General features: G+C 67.2%; 19 protein-coding genes, 1 pseudogene and 1 riboswitch. Of the genes and pseudogenes, 10 read left to right on the top strand and 10 right to left on the bottom strand.

Annotation, left to right across the window (positions count from 1 at the left end):
* Nucleotides 1-28: 28 nt before the first annotated feature.
* Nucleotides 29-265, bottom strand: a complete 237-nt coding sequence (locus tag E8M01_RS01955; RefSeq protein WP_136958567.1) for an Lrp/AsnC ligand binding domain-containing protein — start codon at nucleotides 263-265, stop codon at nucleotides 29-31.
* A gap of 110 nt (nucleotides 266-375) precedes the next feature.
* A riboswitch (TPP riboswitch) is annotated at nucleotides 376-481 on the top strand.
* 23 nt (nucleotides 482-504) lie between these two features.
* Between E8M01_RS01955 and thiM the strand changes: the two genes are divergently transcribed.
* The 3 genes from thiM to E8M01_RS01940 are packed head-to-tail and all read left to right on the top strand — an operon-like array spanning nucleotide 505 to nucleotide 3,167.
* Complete coding sequence (gene thiM / locus E8M01_RS01950; protein ID WP_136958566.1) at nucleotides 505-1,257, top strand: hydroxyethylthiazole kinase; 753 nt, start codon at nucleotides 505-507, stop codon at nucleotides 1,255-1,257.
* A gap of 40 nt (nucleotides 1,258-1,297) precedes the next feature.
* Nucleotides 1,298-2,095, top strand: coding sequence for a bifunctional hydroxymethylpyrimidine kinase/phosphomethylpyrimidine kinase (gene thiD / locus E8M01_RS01945; protein WP_136958565.1), 798 nt, complete (start codon nucleotides 1,298-1,300; stop codon nucleotides 2,093-2,095).
* A gap of 4 nt (nucleotides 2,096-2,099) precedes the next feature.
* Nucleotides 2,100-3,167 (top strand): TRAP transporter substrate-binding protein, encoded by a 1,068-nt coding sequence (locus E8M01_RS01940; protein WP_170181730.1) that lies wholly within the window; start codon nucleotides 2,100-2,102, stop codon nucleotides 3,165-3,167.
* 515 nt (nucleotides 3,168-3,682) lie between these two features.
* On the opposite strand, the pseudogene E8M01_RS01935 reads toward E8M01_RS01940, so the two are convergent.
* The 4 genes and pseudogenes from E8M01_RS01935 to E8M01_RS01920 all read right to left on the bottom strand — a co-directional run bounded on the left by E8M01_RS01935 (nucleotide 3,683) and on the right by E8M01_RS01920 (nucleotide 8,901).
* Nucleotides 3,683-4,338 (bottom strand): annotated as a pseudogene (locus E8M01_RS01935) (dihydrofolate reductase family protein).
* A gap of 153 nt (nucleotides 4,339-4,491) precedes the next feature.
* Nucleotides 4,492-6,951, bottom strand: coding sequence for a spermidine synthase family protein (locus E8M01_RS01930; RefSeq protein ID WP_136958563.1), 2,460 nt, complete (start codon nucleotides 6,949-6,951; stop codon nucleotides 4,492-4,494).
* A gap of 178 nt (nucleotides 6,952-7,129) precedes the next feature.
* Entirely contained in the window at nucleotides 7,130-8,092 is a 963-nt protein-coding gene (locus E8M01_RS01925; protein WP_136958562.1) for a hypothetical protein, read from the bottom strand.
* Between the two features lie 158 nt (nucleotides 8,093-8,250).
* Nucleotides 8,251-8,901: a CGNR zinc finger domain-containing protein gene (locus E8M01_RS01920; protein WP_246088889.1), complete on the bottom strand. Its 651-nt coding sequence runs from the start codon at nucleotides 8,899-8,901 to the stop codon at nucleotides 8,251-8,253.
* A gap of 124 nt (nucleotides 8,902-9,025) precedes the next feature.
* Here E8M01_RS01920 and E8M01_RS01915 point away from each other — a divergent pair, with 124 nt between their 5' ends.
* From E8M01_RS01915 to E8M01_RS01900, 4 genes are all read left to right on the top strand, one after another.
* Nucleotides 9,026-9,472: a VOC family protein gene (locus tag E8M01_RS01915; RefSeq protein WP_136958560.1), complete on the top strand. Its 447-nt coding sequence runs from the start codon at nucleotides 9,026-9,028 to the stop codon at nucleotides 9,470-9,472.
* 61 nt (nucleotides 9,473-9,533) lie between these two features.
* A complete protein-coding gene (locus E8M01_RS01910; RefSeq protein WP_136958559.1) occupies nucleotides 9,534-9,893 on the top strand; it encodes a hypothetical protein in 360 nt (119 codons plus the stop codon).
* 198 nt (nucleotides 9,894-10,091) lie between these two features.
* The gene (locus E8M01_RS01905; protein ID WP_136958558.1) at nucleotides 10,092-10,916 is read left to right on the top strand and encodes an MBL fold metallo-hydrolase; all 825 of its coding nucleotides are present in this window, start codon (nucleotides 10,092-10,094) and stop codon (nucleotides 10,914-10,916) included.
* 119 nt (nucleotides 10,917-11,035) lie between these two features.
* Entirely contained in the window at nucleotides 11,036-11,587 is a 552-nt protein-coding gene (locus tag E8M01_RS01900; RefSeq protein WP_215908845.1) for an NAD(P)-dependent oxidoreductase, read from the top strand.
* 513 nt (nucleotides 11,588-12,100) lie between these two features.
* On the opposite strand, the gene E8M01_RS01890 is transcribed toward E8M01_RS01900, so the two are convergent.
* From E8M01_RS01890 to E8M01_RS01875, 4 genes are all read right to left on the bottom strand, one after another.
* A complete protein-coding gene (locus E8M01_RS01890) occupies nucleotides 12,101-12,574 on the bottom strand; it encodes an SRPBCC family protein (RefSeq protein WP_136958557.1) in 474 nt (157 codons plus the stop codon).
* The gene (locus E8M01_RS01885; RefSeq protein WP_136958556.1) at nucleotides 12,571-12,909 is read right to left on the bottom strand and encodes an ArsR/SmtB family transcription factor; all 339 of its coding nucleotides are present in this window, start codon (nucleotides 12,907-12,909) and stop codon (nucleotides 12,571-12,573) included. The genes E8M01_RS01890 and E8M01_RS01885 overlap by 4 nt, the downstream gene beginning before the upstream one ends.
* Nucleotides 12,899-13,588: a glutathione S-transferase family protein gene (locus E8M01_RS01880; protein WP_136958555.1), complete on the bottom strand. Its 690-nt coding sequence runs from the start codon at nucleotides 13,586-13,588 to the stop codon at nucleotides 12,899-12,901. The genes E8M01_RS01885 and E8M01_RS01880 overlap by 11 nt, the downstream gene beginning before the upstream one ends.
* 539 nt (nucleotides 13,589-14,127) lie before the next feature.
* On the bottom strand, nucleotides 14,128-14,622 hold the full coding sequence (locus E8M01_RS01875) for a P-loop NTPase family protein (RefSeq protein ID WP_246088565.1): 495 nt from the start codon (nucleotides 14,620-14,622) through the stop codon (nucleotides 14,128-14,130).
* Between the two features lie 257 nt (nucleotides 14,623-14,879).
* Here E8M01_RS01875 and E8M01_RS01870 point away from each other — a divergent pair, with 257 nt between their 5' ends.
* From E8M01_RS01870 to E8M01_RS01860, 3 genes are all read left to right on the top strand, one after another.
* Nucleotides 14,880-15,869: an AraC family transcriptional regulator gene (locus tag E8M01_RS01870; protein ID WP_136958554.1), complete on the top strand. Its 990-nt coding sequence runs from the start codon at nucleotides 14,880-14,882 to the stop codon at nucleotides 15,867-15,869.
* 129 nt (nucleotides 15,870-15,998) lie between these two features.
* A complete protein-coding gene (locus E8M01_RS01865; RefSeq protein WP_136964403.1) occupies nucleotides 15,999-16,382 on the top strand; it encodes a rhodanese-like domain-containing protein in 384 nt (127 codons plus the stop codon).
* A 254-nt stretch (nucleotides 16,383-16,636) separates the two neighbouring features.
* Complete coding sequence (locus E8M01_RS01860; RefSeq protein WP_136958553.1) at nucleotides 16,637-16,996, top strand: SPW repeat protein; 360 nt, start codon at nucleotides 16,637-16,639, stop codon at nucleotides 16,994-16,996.
* Between the two features lie 154 nt (nucleotides 16,997-17,150).
* On the opposite strand, the gene E8M01_RS01855 is transcribed toward E8M01_RS01860, so the two are convergent.
* The gene (locus E8M01_RS01855; RefSeq protein WP_215908844.1) at nucleotides 17,151-18,737 is read right to left on the bottom strand and encodes an ABC transporter substrate-binding protein; all 1,587 of its coding nucleotides are present in this window, start codon (nucleotides 18,735-18,737) and stop codon (nucleotides 17,151-17,153) included.
* Between the last annotated feature and the right edge of the window lie 243 nt (nucleotides 18,738-18,980).

Genomic DNA, 18,980 nt, shown 5'->3' with positions numbered 1-18,980 from the left:
GCCTTCGCCGACCGGCGATCCCGCGGCTTCAGAACGCCTTGAAGGTGATGATCGTGTGGGTGTCCTGGATGCCCGGAATGATCTGCACCTTCTCATTGACGAAATGGCCGATGTCGACGCCGGTCTCGACATAAAACTTCACCAGCAGGTCGAAATTGCCGGCGGTCGAATAGATCTCGGACGCGATCTCGCGGTCGGCGAGCTGGGCGGCGACCTCGTAGGACTTGCCGAGCTGGCATTTGATCTGGACGAAAAAGGGGATCATGGCGTGCCTCGTTGCGGTCAGGGAGATTCCATGACGGACGGGATGTTCGCAAGGGCGCTGTGCGTGGTCCACCCTTGCACCCGGGTTCTGCTTGGCCTACCACGTCGGGAGTTGTCTCGTCGGGGTGCCCTCAAAGGGCTGAGAGACCGTTCAACGGTCAACCCGTCGTACCTGAACCGGGTCATGCCGGCGGAGGAAACCGAGATGGATATCAGGCTCGCCTTGAACGGGGGGCGGTGATGGCCGCAGCCGCACTGGCCTGGAATGCCGCAGCCCTGATCGACAAGATCCGGGCGCGCCGCCCGCGCATCCACTGCATCACCAATGGGGTTGCCCAGGGCTTCACCGCCAATGCCCTGCTGGCGATCGGTGCGGTGCCCTCGATGACCACCTCGCCGGAGGAGATCGGCGCCTTTGTCGGCGGCGCCGACGCGCTCCTGGTCAATCTCGGCACGCTCGACGAGGGCCGGCGCCAGGTGATCCGGCTGGCGATCGGGGCGGCCAAAGCCAAGGCGCTGCCCTGGGTGCTCGACCCGGTGTTCATCGAACGCTCGCCGAGCCGGGCCCTGTTCGCCCGCGAGATCGCGGCGGCCGGGCCGACCGTCATCCGCGGCAACGAGGCCGAGATCGCCGCCTTGAGCCAGGGCCGGCCGGTCGACGCTTTTGCGCTGGGCTTGAAGACCGTCGTCGCGGCGACCGGCGCGACCGACCATGTGATGGACGGCGCGCGCGTGGCCGGCACGCCCAACGGCCATCCGCTGATGGCCAAGGTGACCGCCATGGGCTGCGCCGGGGCGGCGATCATCGCGGCCTTCCTGGCGGTCGCCGAGGATCCGTTCGAGGCCTGCGCCTGCGGCCTGGTGGCGGTCGGCGTCGCCGGCGAGATCGCGGCGGAACAGGCAGCCGGCCCCGGCAGTTTTGCCGTCGCCTATCTCGATGCGCTGCACGGGCTGGAGTCCGGCAAGCTCGCCACCCGCGCGCGGGTCGTCTGACGCGCCGGAGCGAAGACCACTGTCCAAGGGAGGATCGGCCATGACGGCGATCGCGGTGACCATTGCGGGTTCGGATTCCGGCGGCAGCGCCGGCATCCAGGCCGACCTCAAGACCTTTTCCGCGCTCGGCGTCTATGGCGCCAGCGTGATCACCGCGCTGACCGCCCAGAACACCATGGGCGTGCAGGGCATTTTCGACGTGCCAGCGGATTTCATCGCGGCCCAGATCGATTCGGTGTTTTCCGATCTCGCCGTCAGGGCGGTGAAGATCGGCATGCTGTCGCAGCCGCAGGTGATCGAAACGGTCGCCGCCGGGCTGAAGCGCCACAACGCGGTGAATGTCGTGCTCGACCCGGTGATGGTGGCGGCCTCCGGCCATCGCCTGCTCAACCCCCAGGCGATCAGCGCGCTGAGCACCGTGCTGATCCCCGAGGTCATGCTGATCACGCCCAATCTCCTGGAGGCGGCCGCCCTGCTCGACCAGCCGGTCGCCATGGGCGAGGACGACATGCTGGCGCAAGGCCGGATGCTGATCGCCCGCGGCGCGCGCGCCGTGCTGATGAAGGGCGGCCACGGCACCGGGCCGACCAGTGTCGATCTCCTGGTGCTGCCCGACCGGGTGGCGCGGCTGGAAGCGCCGCGGATCGTCACCAAGAACAGCCACGGCACCGGCTGCACGCTGTCGTCGGCGATCGCCGCCGGCCTCGCCAAGGGTCTCGAACTCGGCCATGCCGTGGCCGAGGCCAAGGATTTCGTCACCAAGGCGATCGCCGCGGCCGACCGCCTCGAGGTTGGCCATGGCCATGGTCCAACCCATCATTTCCACGCCTGGTGGTGATCCGATGACCGTCGACCGCCGCCTGACCCTTGCCGCCGCCGCCGGGCTGATCGCCGCACCAACGCCAGCGCGCGCGCAAGCCGCGCGGCGCTGGCGCATGGTGACCTCCTGGCCGAAAAACCTGCCCGGCCCCGGCTTCTCCGCCCAGCGCATCGCCGAGCGCATCGCCACCCTGTCGGCTGGCCGCATCGAGGTTCAGGTCTTCGCGGCGGGCGAGCTGGTGCCGGCCTTCGCGGTGCAGGAGGCGGTCGGCAATGCCACCGTCGAGCTCGGCCATACCGCCTCGTTCTTCGGCATTGGCCGCGAGCCGGCCTCGGCCTTCTTCACCGCCATTCCCTTCGGCTTCACGCCGCCCGAACATGCTGCCTGGATCCTGCAGGGCGGCGGCCAGGAGCTCTGGGACGAGACCTCCCGGCGCTTCGGCTTCAAGCCGCTGATGGGTGGCAATACCGGGGTGTCGATGGGCGGCTGGTTCCGCCGCGAGCTGCACTCGGCCGAGGACGTCAAGGGCCTCAAGATCCGTATGGTGGGCTTGGGCGCCGAACTGTTCCAGCGGCTCGGTGCGACCGCGCTGGCCGTGCCGCCGGCCGATATCTATCCGGCGCTGGAGCGCGGTGTGGTCGATGCCGCCGAGTTCACCTCGCCCGGCGCCGATCTCCAGCTGGGGCTGTGGCGCATCGCGCCGTTCTATTACACGCCGGGTTTCAACAAGCCGAACGGTTCCAGCGAATTCCTGGTCAACAGGACGCTCTGGGACGGGCTCGAGCCCGAGCTCAAGGCGGTGGTCGAGGCCGCCTGCCTCGCCGAGCTGACGGTGGCGCTGGCCGAGATCGAGCGGCTCAACATGGAGGCGCTGGCGCTGATGGTGACGAGCCACGGCGTCAAGCTGCGCGGCTTCCCGGCCGACATGCTGGCGCTCGCCCGCCGCCACGCCGGCGACCTCGTGCGCGATCTTGGCACCCGCAGCCCGATGGCCCGCAAGGTGGCGGACAGCTACACCGCCTTCCAGGCGCGCATCACGCCCTGGACGCGGGTGTCGCTGCATGCGGCGCTGGGGGCAAGGGAGGCGTAGGGCGAGGCGGCGAGGACGAGCCCCTCGTCCTGCCGGCGATGCCATTTGTGGGGCGCCCGGTCGGGTCTGCGCGAACCTGAAGCGCACATGCCGCGCCCGGGTGGTTCGCGCTGCTGCCAAACCACTCTTCCCAATCACGTTTTCCGGGTCGGGCTGCGCGGCTTCGGAAGAGTAGGGCTCTCCGGACGGTCCGGTTCGCGCAACTGGCCAATTTTATCACGCCGCAGCAATATGTTAGGGCTGTGAGAGTCGCTCCTTCACGGGGGCGTGGATCGAAACACGCCGAAACGAATGGTTTTCGACGACAGGTCCAGTCGCTCCCTCACGGGGGCGTGGATCGAAACGTCTACGGGGCCGGGGACTGGAAGCTCGGCCACAGTCGCTCCCTTGCGGGGGCGTGGATCGAGACGCGATGGAGCGGAGAAACAGGGCTTGGTCGCGGGCTCGCTCCCTCGCGGGGGGAATCAAAACTTTCGTCCTCGTGGAGTTCGCAGAACGCGCCCTCTTCCGCCGCCTCACGCGCCATCCGCCGTCCGCTTCAGCACGACATGGGTGGCGTTGGCCGTCAGCACGTGTTCGGCGCAATGATAACCGAGCTTGCCGGCGTCGAGGCCGGCGAACAGGCTTTCGCCGGACCCGAGCAGGATCGGCGCGATGGCCAGGTGCAGCTCGTCGATGAGCCCGGCGCTCAGATATTGCCTTGTTGTCTCGACCCCGCCGCCGAGGCGCACGTCGCGGCCGCCGGCCGCGGCCCTGGCCTGGCGGAGCGCGGACTGGATGCCATCGGTGACGAAATGGAAGGTGGTGCCGCCGGCCATGGCGATCGGCGCGCGCGGATGATGGGTGAGCACAAAGACCGGCACGTGATAAGGCGGGTTGTCGCCCCACCAGCCTTTCCAGCTGTCGTCAGGCCAGTCGCCGCGGATCGGGCCGAACATGTTCCGCCGAGGATCCAGGCGCCGATAGTGTCGAAGCCGCGCGCCGCGAAGCGGTCGTCGAGATCGGTGGTGCCGCCGTCGGTGCCGAACATTTGCCGGAACGTGCGGGTTTCGAGCGCCCATGCGTGCAACGCCATGCCGCCGACCCCTAAGGGATTGGCGAGGTCCTGGCCGGGGCCGGCGCCATAACCGTCAAGCGAGATGGTGAAACTTTCGACACGCAGCCTGGTCACCGGCGGGCTCTCCTGGGCTCATCCAAAGTGATTGCAAAAAGCAACTGGTTGTTCTTTTTTGCTTGATTTTGACTTCGGCCGCAAGCCGTCTTTCGGCAGCAGGTCATGGATGCGCTAGCGTGCCCGCGTCGTGCCACGCCGCGCTTCGGCCGGTCAGGACAAGGATGGTTGCCCCTGGCGTGTTGGGGCAGCGTCCTTCCGCGCCGCCCGCACACATCTGACGAGAAGCAGGGCCGGCCCGGGCAGCAGCAGGTAGCAGACCGCGCCTGCCCGGAGCGTCGTATCGATGCCGAACTCGATGCTGGTCAACACGGCGACGCTCGCGGCGAGCACACCCGCCGCGCCGTTGATGCCCCAGAACCACGGGGTTGGCCTCTGGTCGATCATCGAGACCAGCCGCATGCCGGTGGGAAAGCCGAAGCCCATGAGGAAGCCGGCGGGTGCCAGAACCAGAACGGCCAGCCCGGCCCGTGACATCAGGCTTGCGCTCTCCAGATGGAGCAGGGCCCCGGGCAGCCAGGACGGCAGGGCGAGGAGATAGGCGCCTGTCAGCGCCGACCAGCCGATCAGCCGCAGGCTGCCGTCGAGCCGAAGGCGCTCGGATGCCAGGCTGCCGAGGCCGGTCGACAGGATCAGGCTGAACAGGACGACGCTGAGGGCATAGACCGGGTGGCCGAGGAAGACGCTGATGCGCTGGAGCAGGGCGATTTCGACCATCATGAAGCCGATGCCGATCAGCGCAAAATAGGCTGTTCCAGCGATGGTCAGCGTCGACGCCGCCCGGCTCACGGTGGACCGAAGCGGGATGATGATCGTCGCCGCGACCAGCACCGCCGAGATGACGATCAGCATGGCGAGCGTCAGGGTGGCGCTCAGGTTGCCGCCATAGACGCCCGGTCTGGACGCCACCGCCAGGATGTCCTGATCCAGCAGGCGATCGAGCCGCAATTGGTTGAAGAAGAACGGGCGAGCGTCGGTCGGCGCGCTCAGGTCCAGATAAGACGACTGCGTGGCGCGTTGCAGGCTGTCGCCGTCGGGCGCCGAGACGATGCTCTCGAGCAGCGGTGAGGCTGCTGGCGCCCGCGGGTCCAGCAGGACGGAAAAGGCGTAGGTCGCCGCGGCCGTCCTCAGGGCCTCCAGGGCCTGGTCCGACAGGGATGAACGCGACATGACAAGGGTCGCAACCAGGCCCGACGAGGCCATGAACATATGCCGCTTCGGCTCGGCCACACCGAGCGCTTGAAGGGTGGCAACCGCGAGGCTCACCATGCGGCCGGTCTCGTTGACCTCGCCGGGGGCATGCCAGCGGCTGACGGTAAACACGCCCTCAGGCGTCAGGCGCTCAAGGAAGATCCGCCAGGCCTCGACGGTATAGAGACCGTTCTCCGACAAGGTGAAGGCGCCGGCGCCGGTCGCGGCCCAGGTGTCGATCAGGCTCATCTGGATGATGTCGAAGGTGCGATCGGTGCGGGCGAACCAGCTGCGCGCCTCGTCGATCTCGAAGCCGATGCCGGGCAGGCGGCCGATGGCCGTGTAATTCGCGAAACGCCGCGTCAGCAGGTCGATGAAGATCGGGTTGATCTCCACCCCGACGACCTCGGAGAGACCGAACAGGCGCGCCGACAGCATGTCCCTGCCGCCGCCGACGCCGATCACCGCCCCGGTCCGCAGGGCAGGCAGCGCATAGGCGAGGTTGGTCACGTCGTAGCGCAGGAACGCAACTTCGTTGAGATTGCCGGTGAAGCGATAGACCGCCGTTCCGGCGCCGCCGTCGATGTTCATCCAGCGCTGGTCGATCTGGTGCGACGCGAACCGGGGGGACGGCCCCCAGAGCACCGGTGTCGCCGTCTCGCTTTGGCCGACCGTTATGCGCGAGAACGAGTTCCATTGCTCGTAGGCGGTCAACGCCGGCTGCTCGATGCCATCCTTGACGATCGTCGGCCGGATGCTTTCCGTTGCGCTGTTGGCGGCGGCGAGCGCCGCCAGGCAGCCCAGCACCACCCTGCGGTGGCGGAACAGCCTGGCCGCGATCGGTCGCCCAGGCGGAACCCCCTCGCGGCCCGGTCCGGCGAAAAACAGGCCCCCCACCGCGCCGAGGACGGCAATCCAGAGCACCGCCGAGGGACCGCTGACCAGATTGAGCAGGACCAGGGCGCCGAGACAGCCGAGAGCGGCGCCGAGCAGATCCACGCCATAGACGACGCCGATCGGATAGGGGCTGCGCGTCAGCGCCAGGCTGACGACGATGCCGGAGAAAAAGAACGGCAGCGAAAGCGCGACGGCGAACTCGGCCCAGACCACGAAGGACATGACCGAGGCGGGCAAGCTGGTGACGATGGTCAGTTGCACCAGCAGCGCAAAGACGGTCGCCAGGGCGAAGCTGAGCGACGCGACGCTCAGGTGATGGGACAATTGCTCGGGACGATAGGTCTCGGAGCGAAGGTAGACCCAGACAGCTCCGGCGGTGAGGCCGAACATCGCGATGCTGATGACGAAAAACGCCAGGTGATACCAGGACGTGACGGAGATGATCCGGGTTTCGACGATCTGCAGCATCAGGGTCGCTGCGGTGATCAGGCCGAGGCCCGCATAGAAGAGCAGCCGTTGCGCCATCGTCTGCAATCGCCGCCTCCATGTCACGGGGAGATCCGACGCGGAAGAACTGTCCCATAAATCGGCGGCGGCGTCAGCTTGGGCCGGGAGGCTGCCGCCGGGTCGGCTTCCTGAATGCCGGGATGACCAGGCCTCGGGCCCCGGCAGGCGCCGATCTGTCCATCGACGCGCGATCCGATTATTGGCTGCGCCGCGCCGGCCGCTCGGGCGTGAAGGCGCTGCCGTTCCAGGACAGACGCCGGCGACAGGGGTCGGCGCCCGATCGTCCACATGCGCTGCCGTGCAGGTCCAGGACCAGCACATTGCGTCCACTGTCCTGGGCGATCGACCAGCCGCGGACGTTGTCGTTATATGCGCGCCGATATGCCTCGCCATCCGACATGAAGATCATCAGCGTGCAACCGGCGGAACCACAATAAAACGACGCCGCTGCTGGACATTCAACGGCGCTGAAATCCAGAACGTAGTCCGGCCTGCCGTCGCCGTTGAAATCCGCCGTCCTCTGAAAGCCCGGCCTGAACCTGGCGCCGGCGCCGCAGTCCCGTCGGATTTCCGCGCGCGCCTGGGCAACCTGCGCGGGCGCCTGTGCCGTTGCGCCGGACGTGGCGCCTGACGGCGCGGCCTGAGCGGCGGCGGCCGGTTGTGGAACGGCTGCGACGTGATCGGGGAGCCGCTGCCCCGTCCTGCTGCACCGGATCGACGAGAGCCGCCACCGGGCGTCGCCAAAGGAGGCAATGTCGGCGATCTTCCAGCCATTGCCGACGCGGACAAAGTCATAACGGATATGGTTCGCCTTGCCGAAATTGGTGAAGCGCGCGTCGACACTCGCCTTATCCCCGTCGATCCGCTGTTCGAGCCTCAGCGTTCGCGCCACCTCGGCCTGGTCGAAATCCTGGCCATTGATGTGAAGCCCGAAGCCAATGCATTCGACACCCTCGCTGGCATCATCGGACGTGAACAGCCGCACCAGGGCCGGCTGGAAATAGCGCGCGCGGTTTTCGGGCGCCCGCAACCTTCCGATCGAGCTTCTGGCGCCGCCGCCGGCATAGATGCCACGGACGATGTCCTCGGGCGTCTCGGCGCGGGCCGCACCGGCGAAAATCAGCATCTGCGCGAGCACGACGGCCAGGACAATGCGCATGCGCGACCTCCAGGCCTTGCGCCAGTGGACCACCACCGGCGTCATTGCGTGATGGCAATGTCGATTGCGCCGTCATGCCGACTGCGCGCATGGGCTGCAATGGTAGATCAGGCCGGGTGGTCCCTCCATCACTCTTCCGGGGTAGAGGCGGCGGCCGCTTACGTGGACGCTGCCTTGACCGCGCGCTTGGCCTGGTAGGCGCGGCGCACGCGCTCGCGATTGCCGCAGGTTTCCGTCGAACACCAGATGCGCGAGCGGTTGTTGGTGTGGTCGATGAAGATCGCGTCGCAGTCGCTGGCCTGGCACTCGCCGAGCTTCGCGGTGTCGTCGGAGACGAGCAGGGCGGCGGTGGTCCAGAGCACCGGCCAGAGCGGTTCCTCCAGGTCCACGCCGGCCAGATCGAAGACGACCCGGTTGCCGCCGCTCTCGGTGCCGGCTCCTGCGGCCCTTAGGCGCAAGGCCGGGGCGAGCGGCAGACGCGACAGTTTGTCGTTCATCCGCGGGATCAGCGGCGCCGGATTGTCGCCGCTGCGCAACGCATGGGCGAGCATCCGGATATCGGCGCGCAGGGCCAGCGCATCGCGCCAGACGGCCTCGGCCGCCGCCGCCGATCGCCGCGCCTTGGCCGCCAGCCGGTCGTGCGCGGCTTCCGTCAGCGACCCGCGCGCCAGGCTCCAGCGCAGGATCGCCGCGTAATCGACGAACAGATCCTGTTCGCGTGCGGTGCCAGGCATATCGACCGAATTGATGAAGTCGAGACAGAGCGCGCCGCCGACGAAACGGTGCGGCCACGCGGCGGAGCTGGACATCGCCTTCACAGGAACCTCTTGCATTTTTCCGGCGTTGAGCTAATGGGTGTAGGCATTAGATACTAATGGCTACACACATTAGATATCTATCATCGCCGGTTTCGCCAACCAAGGAGTTTTCGCAATGACGGTTTCCCGAGCTTCGACCACGACGCCACGCGGGGTTTGCACGGTCGCCTATATGGCGGCGGACCACGACGGCGCGAAGAAATGGTATGCCGAGGTGGTCGGCGTCGCGCCCTATTTGGACAAGCCCGGTTATGCCGAATTCCGCTTCGGCGACTACCAGCACGAGCTCGGCATCATCGACGCCAAGTTCATCGGGGTGTTGGGCGGCGGCGAGGCCGCCGCTGCGCCGGTGCCGGGCGGCGCCATTGCCTATTGGCATGTCGACGACCTGCAAGCGACGCTCGACCGGCTGATCGCCATGGGCGCCAGGCCGTTCCATCCGCCGCGCGATTTCGGCGAGGGCTTCATCGGCGCCACCGTCATCGATCCCTTCGGCAATGTCTTCGGCATCATGCACAACCCGCATTACCTCGGCGTGCTCGCAAAGGCCGCCGGCAAGTAGGCGCCATGGGCCCGGTCCTCAGGGCCGGGCCCGTTTCCTTATCTTCGAGATGGAGAGCCCAATGACCAGCGAGACCCCAACCGGCGCCGTCGCGGTCGCGCGCCTCTGGCGCGGCCGGACCCGCCGCGATCGCGCGGACGCCTACGAGACCTATCTCTACGACGAAGGAGTGGCCGAGCTCGGACGACGCGCGCTCGGCGTCCAGATGTTGCGCCGGGAGGCCGGCGACGAGACCGAGTTCGTGGTCATGTCGTTCTGGGAAAGCGTCGCGGCGATGTCGCGTTTCGCCGGCGCCGATCCGACCCGGATCCGCCATCTCGACCGCGATGCCGAATACCTGATCGGCCTGCCGGACGCGGTCGAGGTGTTCGAGGTCAAATCGAGCAGCCTGCCCGGCGCGTTTCTGCGGCAGCGGGGATAGCGCCCGCTCGTCGGAACGCGGCGCAATGCCTTCAAGGTGATGAAATGATGCCGGTGCAGCCATTGTTCACCACAAGTGAAGAGTGACTGCGCCGGATCCTATATTGTCTCGCCACCGCCAAGGAATAACCTTCGCCCATCTCACGGGGCACCGGTTTCGAGCAAGCCGCCTGCGCCCCGTCACCCGGGGGCCAAGACCATGCCGAAGTTTCTCTGCAAAGCCTGCGGCGTCCAGCATCCGGAGAGCGCCACGCCGCCGGAGCATTGCTTCATCTGCGAGGACGACCGGCAATTCGTGCCGAAGGCCGGCCAGGAATGGGTCACGGCGGATGAGCTGGCGGTCGGCCGCTTCAACGCCTTCCGCAAGGTGGCGCCCGGGCTCTACGGCATCGTCACCATGCCGCAATTCGCCATTGGCCAGCGCGCCTTCCTGGCAATCACGCCGCATGGCAACGTGTTGTGGGACTGCATCAGCTTCCTGGACGCGGCGACAGCAGAGATCATCCGCGCCTTCGGCGGGATCCAGGCGGTGGCCATTTCCCACCCGCATTTCTACAGCGCCATGGCAACCTGGGGCCGGGCTTTCGATTGCCCGGTGCTGGTGCACGAGGCCGACCGGCAGTGGGTGGTGGAACCCGATCCCTGCCTGACCTTCTGGAAGGGCGAGACCATGGACGTGCTGCCCGGTGTTTCGCTGCACCGGATCGGCGGTCATTTCCCCGGCAGCACGGTGATGCATCTTCAGGAGCAGCGCCGCCTGCTGGCCGGCGACACGGTGCTGGTCACCTGGGACCGGCGGCACGTGTCGTTCATGTGGTCCTATCCGAATTACGCGCCGCTGCCGGCGGCCGAGGTCGAACGCATCGGCGGCCGTCTGCAGGCGCTCGATTTCGACGGCCTGCATTCGGCCTTCTGGGGCCGCGGCGACATCGAGCAGGACGCCAAGGCGGCAATCGAGCGCTCGGTCCAGCGGCACATCAACGGCCCCGGGGTGGCCATGGACCATCACGGCGATCTGGCCTGATCACACCCCGGCCAGGGTCGCCTTTCCGCCATCGCGGTGAACCGTCGCGGGCCAAGCGCCCGCAGGATGTGCCGCGCCGTTTTTCAACTCTTCAAAGGGAAAGTTTTTGGATCATGCGCTTGACAGTATTCGGAGGGACCGGCGGCGTCGGGTCCCGGGTGGTCGCGGAGGCGCTGTCGCGCGGCCATGAGGTGATCGCGGTCGCCCGCAAACCGGCGGGTCTCGCAGCGCTGCCGGCCGGCGCCGAGGGCCGTGTCGGCGACGCCTCCAGCGTTGACGACGTGGTGCGGCTGAGCCAGGGCCAGGACCTGGTGATCAGCGCGACCCGGCCGCAACCGGGCCACGAGAACGAGCTGGTTCAGGCGACCAAGGGCCTGCTGGCGGGCCTTGCCCAGACCGGCGTCCGGCTGCTGGCGGTTGGCGGCGCGGCGAGCCTCACCGTGCCGGGCGGCGGCGGCGCGACCGTCGTCGACGATCCCGATTTTCCGGCCAGCATCCGGGCTCTGGCGCTGGCCTGCGCCCGGCAACTCGAAACCTACCGGGCGGAGACCAAGGTCGACTGGGCCTATCTCAGTCCGCCGGCGCTGTTGGAACCCGGCACGCGCACCGGCCGCTATCGCCTGGGCGCGGACGAATTGCTGGTCGATGCCGCCGGTCATTCGGCGATCTAGATGGAAGATCTCGCGGTGGCGCTGCTCGACGAGGCGGAACGGCCGAGACATCACCGCGCGCGGTTCACCGTGGCCTATTGAGGGACGCCGGCGGCCTGCGCGACCGGCCCGTCCCGTCAGTTCATTCGGGGTTCACCTGAGATCGCCCTAGTGGGACCGGGCGACGCAGTGAATCGAAGGAACCGACATGAGCGAAAACACACTGTCCCGCAGGGGCTGGTTGCTGGCCGCGGTGGGCGGCCTGGCGGTCGTGACCGTCGGCGCCGTGGACGCGGAAGCGCGCGGTGGCCACGGCCATGGCCACGGACGCGGACATGGCCGCGGGCATGGCCAGGGCCATCGGCATGGCCACCGGCACGGATGGGGTGGCGGCTGGGTGCCGCCGGGACATCGGCGCCGGCACCGTCACGGCCCGCCGCCCGGCCGCGGCTGGCGGCGCTGGTCCAGCTGGTAAGGCATGATTGACAGCCGGCGGGCCGATGGTCCGCCGGCTTTGCCGCTTCAGGCCGCCGCTCAGGCCGAGGGCAGGTCCTGCGCCAGGTCCAGCGCGAGCCGGTCGAGCCCTTCGCCGGTGCCGCGCCGGCGCTCGTCCAGGTCGTGGTGGCCGTCGAGATAAGCGAGCTGCTCGGTCAGCCTGAGATGCGTCACGGCGCCCTCCGCCTCGAACTCCACCGTCACCAGCGAAGCCGAGAGATGACGGCCGCCGGCCTCGATCGTGTAGGCGAAGATGATGCGCGCCTCGGGCACGATTTCGAGGAAGGTCTTGTCGACCAGCTGGACCTTGCCGTCGGGCAGGACGGCGCGGTGGATCTCGCGGCCGCCGGGCCGGAAATCCAGGCTGTATTCGGTGGTTCCGGTCTCGGCGTGGCAGTCGGACCAGCGGCGCTTCGCCTCGGGATCGGCCCAGGCCCGGAACACCCGCGCGGGCGGCGCCGGGAAACGCCGGTCGAGGACGAAGCTGGTATGGGCGGCGGAACGCCTGGTCATGCGGTGTCTCCCTCGAGATAGGCTTCCAGCCGGTCGAACTGGCGGTTCCATTGCGCCTTGCGTTGCGCGACCCAGGCCTCCAGGCCGCTGAAGGCGTCGGGCATCATGCGATAGGTCCTGATCCGCCCGACCTTGTCGGATCCGACGATGCCGCCGGCCTCCAGCACGGCGAGGTGCTTCAGCGCCGAGGGCAAGGCAATGGCGAGCGGCCGCGCCAGCTCGGACACCGATGCCGGCCCGTGGCCGAGCTGGTCGATCATGGCGCGCCGGCTGCCGTCGGCGAGCGCGACGAACAGCCGGTCGAGCCGGGCTGCCGGCTGTGGCTCAGGCCGCATCGGACCTATCCTCCAGGAAGCGGGCCGGCATGGCGTGCCGGAGCGGGAAATAGGCAAAATAGGGCCGCGCCCCGGCAATGGCCCGGCGCACGGAGGGCCTGGCCATCAGCCGCTCGAAATAGCCGGCGAGCGTCGCCAGGCCGGGCGGAAACGGCAAGACGATGGCGGCATAGAACAGCGCCGGCGCGGCGGCGCAGTCGGCGAGCGTGAAGCTGTCGCCGGCGGCCCAGGTCCGGCCGCCGAGCCGGTCGTCGATCATGGCATAGGCCATGGTGAGCGCGGCGAGCGCTTCGGCCTCGGCGCGGGCATCGCGCTCGGCTTCGGGCCGGAGCTGCTGGGCGATGAAATGTTGCATCGGGGTCATGACATGGCAGTCGAACAGCCGGTCCCAGAGCCGGACCTCAAGTTGCGCCTCCGGCTCCTCGGGCAGCAGGCGGAGCTTGCCCGGATGCCGCCGGTCGAGATGTTCGATCATGATCGAGGTCTCGGGCACGATCCGGCCGGCATCCTCCAGAAGTGGGATCTTGGCGGTCGGCCACAGCGCCTGGAAGGCCGCCCTGGCCTCGGGGTCGCCGAGATCGACCAGGCGCGTCTCGAAGGCCGCGCCGTTCTCGTCGAGCGCGATCAACACCTTCCAGCAATAGGCCGACAAGGGATGGGAATGCAGCGTCAGGGTCATGGCACGTCTCAATAGTTTCCGTTTGAGCTAAGTGTCATGGTCCGCGTGGCGACGCAAGCAAAAACTTTCCGTTTGAGCTAAGTGTTGAAGGGAGAGTCCGGGGGGAAGCGTCAGGTTGGTCAGTCGCCCTTCGAGGCGCCGGACGAGAACCACCATCTTCACCTCGCCCCGCCGGGGCGGGCATTCACACAAGTCATAGGCAGGCCGGAGTTCGTCGACGCTGGAGCGCCACATGAAGACCACGGGCGGATAGCAAGTGGCTGATCGCGAAGGGATTGATCCGCCCCAGGCCCGACCTCGCAAGCCTCGCACGATGAGCGCCGTGAGATCGAGGCTGGCGCCGGGGCGAGGTGGAGGTGGTGGTTCTCGTGCGACGCCTCGAAAGATGCAGGGCCCATCCGTTTGCACCGGCCATCGTGAGATGTGTGCATCCGATAGCCCCGGCGGGGAGAGGCGAACGAATGGTGGCCCCGGCAGGGGACGTTTCGCGTGCCTCCCTAAATCGGTGAGGGAGTCGTTGAGGGGGCGTCGTATCGCGGTCAGCTTGCCTGAGCGAATGCGTCGAGATCCTCGATCGTCTTCAGTCGTGTGACCGATTTACCCTTCGCCTCGTGGTCGTCGCACAGCTTGCGCAAGCCGGGCATCCAATCGCGATCCATTGTCCAGATGATTTCGAAAAGTGGGCCTGTCGGCGGCACCTCGTTGATGCCACCGGGCGGATGGTCCAGCTTGCCGCTGGCCCAGGCGATCTGGCGTTCGGCCGCGCGCCAGAAATGAACCCAGAGGGGCAGATCGACCAGGATGATCTCGGTCGAACGCTCGATGCGGGCCGGAATCGATGCCAAGGCGCCGCCGCCATCGATCACCCAGTCATCGCCCTGGATGAACTCCGCGTGTTGCTTTTCATAGACATCGCCTGGCGTCACCGACCAATCGGCTTGCCAATAGAGCCGGTCGATCTCGACATGCCGTAGCCCCCGCTTCTTCGCGAGGTTTCGGGCAAGCGTCGACTTTCCGCCGGCGGTGTTGCCCAAAATGCTGATCCGAGGCACCGCCGTGACCCTCCCTGTGTCGGGGCTGAATTTCGCAGGCTGCCAGGCACGACCTCCGCAGCCGACCTCGGCCGAGAGTAGCAGTTTCGCGGCGGCGGCTGCCACCTCGCCTGGAGGCCCGCTCCCGATGCACAGGACGCACACAACGCGAACCGGTTGCCGTACGGCAAGCGCCGTGATCCATTCGGGCCTGTCGGAACAGGGCTGCCCGGATTCCGGCGCGACCATCCTGGATGCCCATGGCCCCCGTTCTGACCTGGTCGACCGACAGCCTGCCGGCGCGCGACCGCTTCGATGTCTGGCGCGAGGAGCGCGGCCGGCGGCTCTCCGGCGTCACCATCGAATTGCCGCCCGAGCGCCGCGCCGCCTTCAGTGGCGAGATCGCCACCCGGCCGCTCGACCGGGCGGTGCTCGCCGAGATGCGCGCCTCGGCCTATGTCGTCAGCCGTACGCCAGCCGACATCGCCCGCGTCGCCACCGACAGCCTGGTGATCTCGCATCAGCTCGCCGGCCCCGGCTGGTGCGAGACGCGCAACCGCCGGTCCTATGTCGAGGCCGGGACGATGAGCGTCGGCTATTCGGAGGTGCCCTATGCCGCAACCCCGAGCACGCAATCGCGCTTCCACTGCCGCGTCCTGCAAATCCCGCTGTCGGCCGATGCGCGGCTGGCCCGCCGGTCGCGCGGCTTGCTCAGGACCCCGCTGGTGGCGGGCCATCGTTATACGATGCTGCTGGCCTCGGCGTTCCAATGCCTGGTCGACGACGCTCCCGGCCTCGCGGCCGGCGAGGCCGGCCAGGCGGTGGACGATCTCGCCGAACTCGCCCTGCTGGCGGCCGGTGCCCCGGGGGCGGGCGCGCCCGAGAGCCGCGGGGTACTGAAAGGCGCCTATCTGCGGGCGGCGCGGCGGGTCATCCGCGACGGCCTTCACCGCCCCGATCTGTCCGCCGACACGGTGGCGGCGGCGCTCGGCGTCTCGGTCCGCCAGGTCCATGTCCTGTTCGAGCCGACGGGCGAAAGCCTGCACCGGACGGTCATCGCCATGCGGATCGCCGAGACCTGCCGGCTGCTGGCGGCAGCGCCCGACCGGCCGGTCGCGGCGATCGCCTTTGCCTGCGGTTTCGACAGCCTGGCGACCTTCTACCGCACCTTCAGGACGATCACCGGCAGCGCGCCGAACGACTATCGCAGGGCGATATCGGACGGCCCGCCGGCGCAGGCCGGCGACTGACGAGGCGCGGCGGCGATCCGGCCGGCATGACGCAGCGGAATTGATTTAAAACATCCGAAATCATTCGCTTTCGATTCGCCCATGACTGATCCGGCCTGTAGTCTCCGGCGCGCAATCAGGGAGATGACGATGGCGATCAGTGTAAAGGACATGATGGCGGCCGCGAATGCCGTAGTCCCGAAGATCACGCCCGACGAGGTTCGCCGATTGGTCTCGGACGAGAATGCGGTTGTTGTCGACGTCCGCGATGCAAACGAGGTGCAGGCCAGCGGAAAAGTGCCGGGTGCCCTCAATATTTCCCGGGGCATGCTGGAATTTCGCGCCGATGCCGAAACGCCCTACCACAACCCGGCGCTCGCCAAGGACCGGCCGGTGGTTCTCTATTGCGCCTCCGGCGGCCGCTCGGCGCTCAGCGGCAAGCTCTTGAAGGACATGGGCTACGAGAAGGTCTTCAACCTCGGCGGCTTCAAGGACTGGGCCGAGGCTGGCGGAGACGTCGAGAAGGTCGGCTGACGGCGTCCTGTCCGACACCCCGGCGCACCCGGCCGGCGGGACCGTTCCCGCCGGCTGATGCCGGTCCCGAGTGACCGTCCGCCGTCGTGATTTGCAGCCACGGCACGGTCAAAACGGGCGGCGACGGCCTCGCCCTGCGTCAGCTTGCTGCAACCCCTTGAATTTTCCCCAGAGTAATCCCAGGTCAAATAGAACCGCGTGCCTTGCGCGCGGGCATCATTGTTGTGGTTGATCTTCAGTCATGGAGGTAGGTCATGGCAAACACCTTGATGGAAGGCCGGCCCCCGGATTGGGCGAATCTCGGGTTGGCAGTTGCTCTGTTCATCTCGCCCTGGGTCGTCGGCTTCGCAACGATGGCCCCACCGACCTGGAACGCCTGGATCGTCGGCATCGCACTTGGTGCCATGGCGCTCGCGGCGCTCTCGGCCTTCGCCGCATGGGAGGAATGGGTGAATCTCGCGCTCGGCCTCTGGCTGATCGCGGCCCCCTGGGTCCTCGGCTTTGCGACGAACGTCAATGCCCAGTGGACACACCTGATCATCGGCGCGCTCGCCGCCGCGGTGTCGGCATGGGCATTGTGGGATAATCGCCAGCATCCGCATGCGCATGCCTGACGGCTTGCAGCATGTCAGCGGATCAAACCTGACGGATGAGTCCGGCTAAGGATTCATCCGTCTCTTGTCGTGATGCCGGCGGGCAATGGACGTCAACGCACCGTCTTCGATGCTGAGGACGATGCGTTTTGGCGTGACGCGCTTGCCGCTCTTCTCAGCGCTCGATGTTCCAGATCACGGGGAAGCCGAAGTCGATGACCCCTTTGAGCTCGGAGCGCCAAACGGCCGGGCTGCGGAACTGACCGGCGATCGGGAAGGTGGCGTCTTCGGTCGCGAGCTTCTGCAACTCGGCGGCCAGTGCCTTGCGCTTGTCCGGATCGCTCTCGGATTCGAAGCGCTCGAGAACCGGCGTGATCCTTTGGTCACAATAGCCCCAAGGCTGGCTGCCAGTGCAATTGTAGCCGATGCCCATATTGGATAGCGGGTCGGACATATCGAAGCCGGTATAGACCACCGGAATGACGCTCCATCCACCTTGGTCGAGCGGGTTTCGCTGAAACCAACGCTGGGCGATGGCGGCCCACTCCAGGCCCTGCACATCAACATTGAAGCCCGCCTGTTTCATGCGCTCGATGAGGACGCTGCCAAACGGGTTGAGCAGCGGACTGTCCAGCGGGTGCAGCAGGACGATCCGCTCGTTCTTGTAGCCGGCCTCGGCCAACAAAGCCTTGGCCTTCTCGATGCTCGGACTGCCGATGACGTTGCGGCCGGCCGTGCTCTCGAAGGGCGCGCCGCACATCAGCATGGACGTGCAGTCGGGCCGGCCGAGTTCGTTGCCAAAGCCTGCGCCGGCCAATATCTCGTTCCGATCAAGACACTGTTGGATCGCGCGTCGAATGAGAACGTTGTCCATGGGCGCCTGGAAATGATTGATCGACACCGCGTAGATCAATTCGGCACGGCCGCCGGCCTTGGCGAAGGTCAGATTGCGGTCGCGCTGCATGCGCGGGATCAGATCGACGGGAGCATATTCGAGATAGTCGACCTCACCGCGCGTCAGCGCCGCGTAGCGCACCGCGACTTCGGGCAGGGTCAGCATCTCGACGCGGTCGAGCTTCGGAATCTTGCCGCCGGCAAGGCCGTCAGCCGGCTCATTGCGGGGCACGTATTTCTCGTTTCGCCGGAAGGCTGCACGGTCGCCGGGCACCCACTCGTTGCGCAGGAAAATGAACGGGCCGGATCCGACGATCTCGGATACCTGTTGGGTCGGCGGCGTCGCACCGGCGATGCGGGCCGGCATGATCATCGGCACGTGCACGGACGGCTTGCCGAGCGCTTCGAGCACACCGCCGAATGGACGCGACAACGTCAACTTGAAGCCTTTCGGGCCGTCGGCAACGAGTTCCGCGGTCGCAGCGATCAGGCGGCGGCCGATCGGGTCGCGCGCGCCCCACCGTTTCAGCGAGGCAATCACGTCCTCCGAAGTCACCGGGGTGCCGTCATGGAATGCGAGCCCGTCGCGCAGTTTGAACGACCAGGAGAGCTTGTCGGCGCTGACCTCCCAACCTTCGAGCATCTGAGGCCGGTACTGGCCCTGGCCGTCCAGGGCAACCAGCGTGTCAAAGACGAGGTAACCGAAGTTACGCGTCACAAATGACGGTCCGGCAATGGGGTCGAGGTTTTGAAGGCCGACATTCACGACAAAGCGGAAGGGACGCTGCTGCGACTGCGCGCGGCCCAGATGCGGCGCAGCCATCACGGCGGCGGCCGCAGCGATGGCCTGTCGGCGGGACATGATCATGTTGGTGCTCCTCGATCACAGATGACTAGGGGTAGCGGACACAGTGAGAGCCCATGAGTGCTGGACGAGAGGCGCAATACAGACAGGCAACTGTGCTCAATCTTGCCGGGACCGCGGGATTGGACCCAGTGCATTGACGATTGCGGCTGCGCCTGACTGTATTGCTTGGCAATATCATCGTTTCGAATATGCTAGGGGCGGTGCTCAGAGACCGCAAGTCCAAAACACTGCGCCTGTCGGCTC

The sequence above is a fragment of the Phreatobacter stygius genome (assembly GCF_005144885.1).
Classification (GTDB): Bacteria; Pseudomonadota; Alphaproteobacteria; order Rhizobiales; family Phreatobacteraceae; genus Phreatobacter; species Phreatobacter stygius.
The sequence above is the reverse complement of the archived record's forward strand: the minus strand, read 5'-3'. Positions and strand labels throughout refer to the sequence as shown.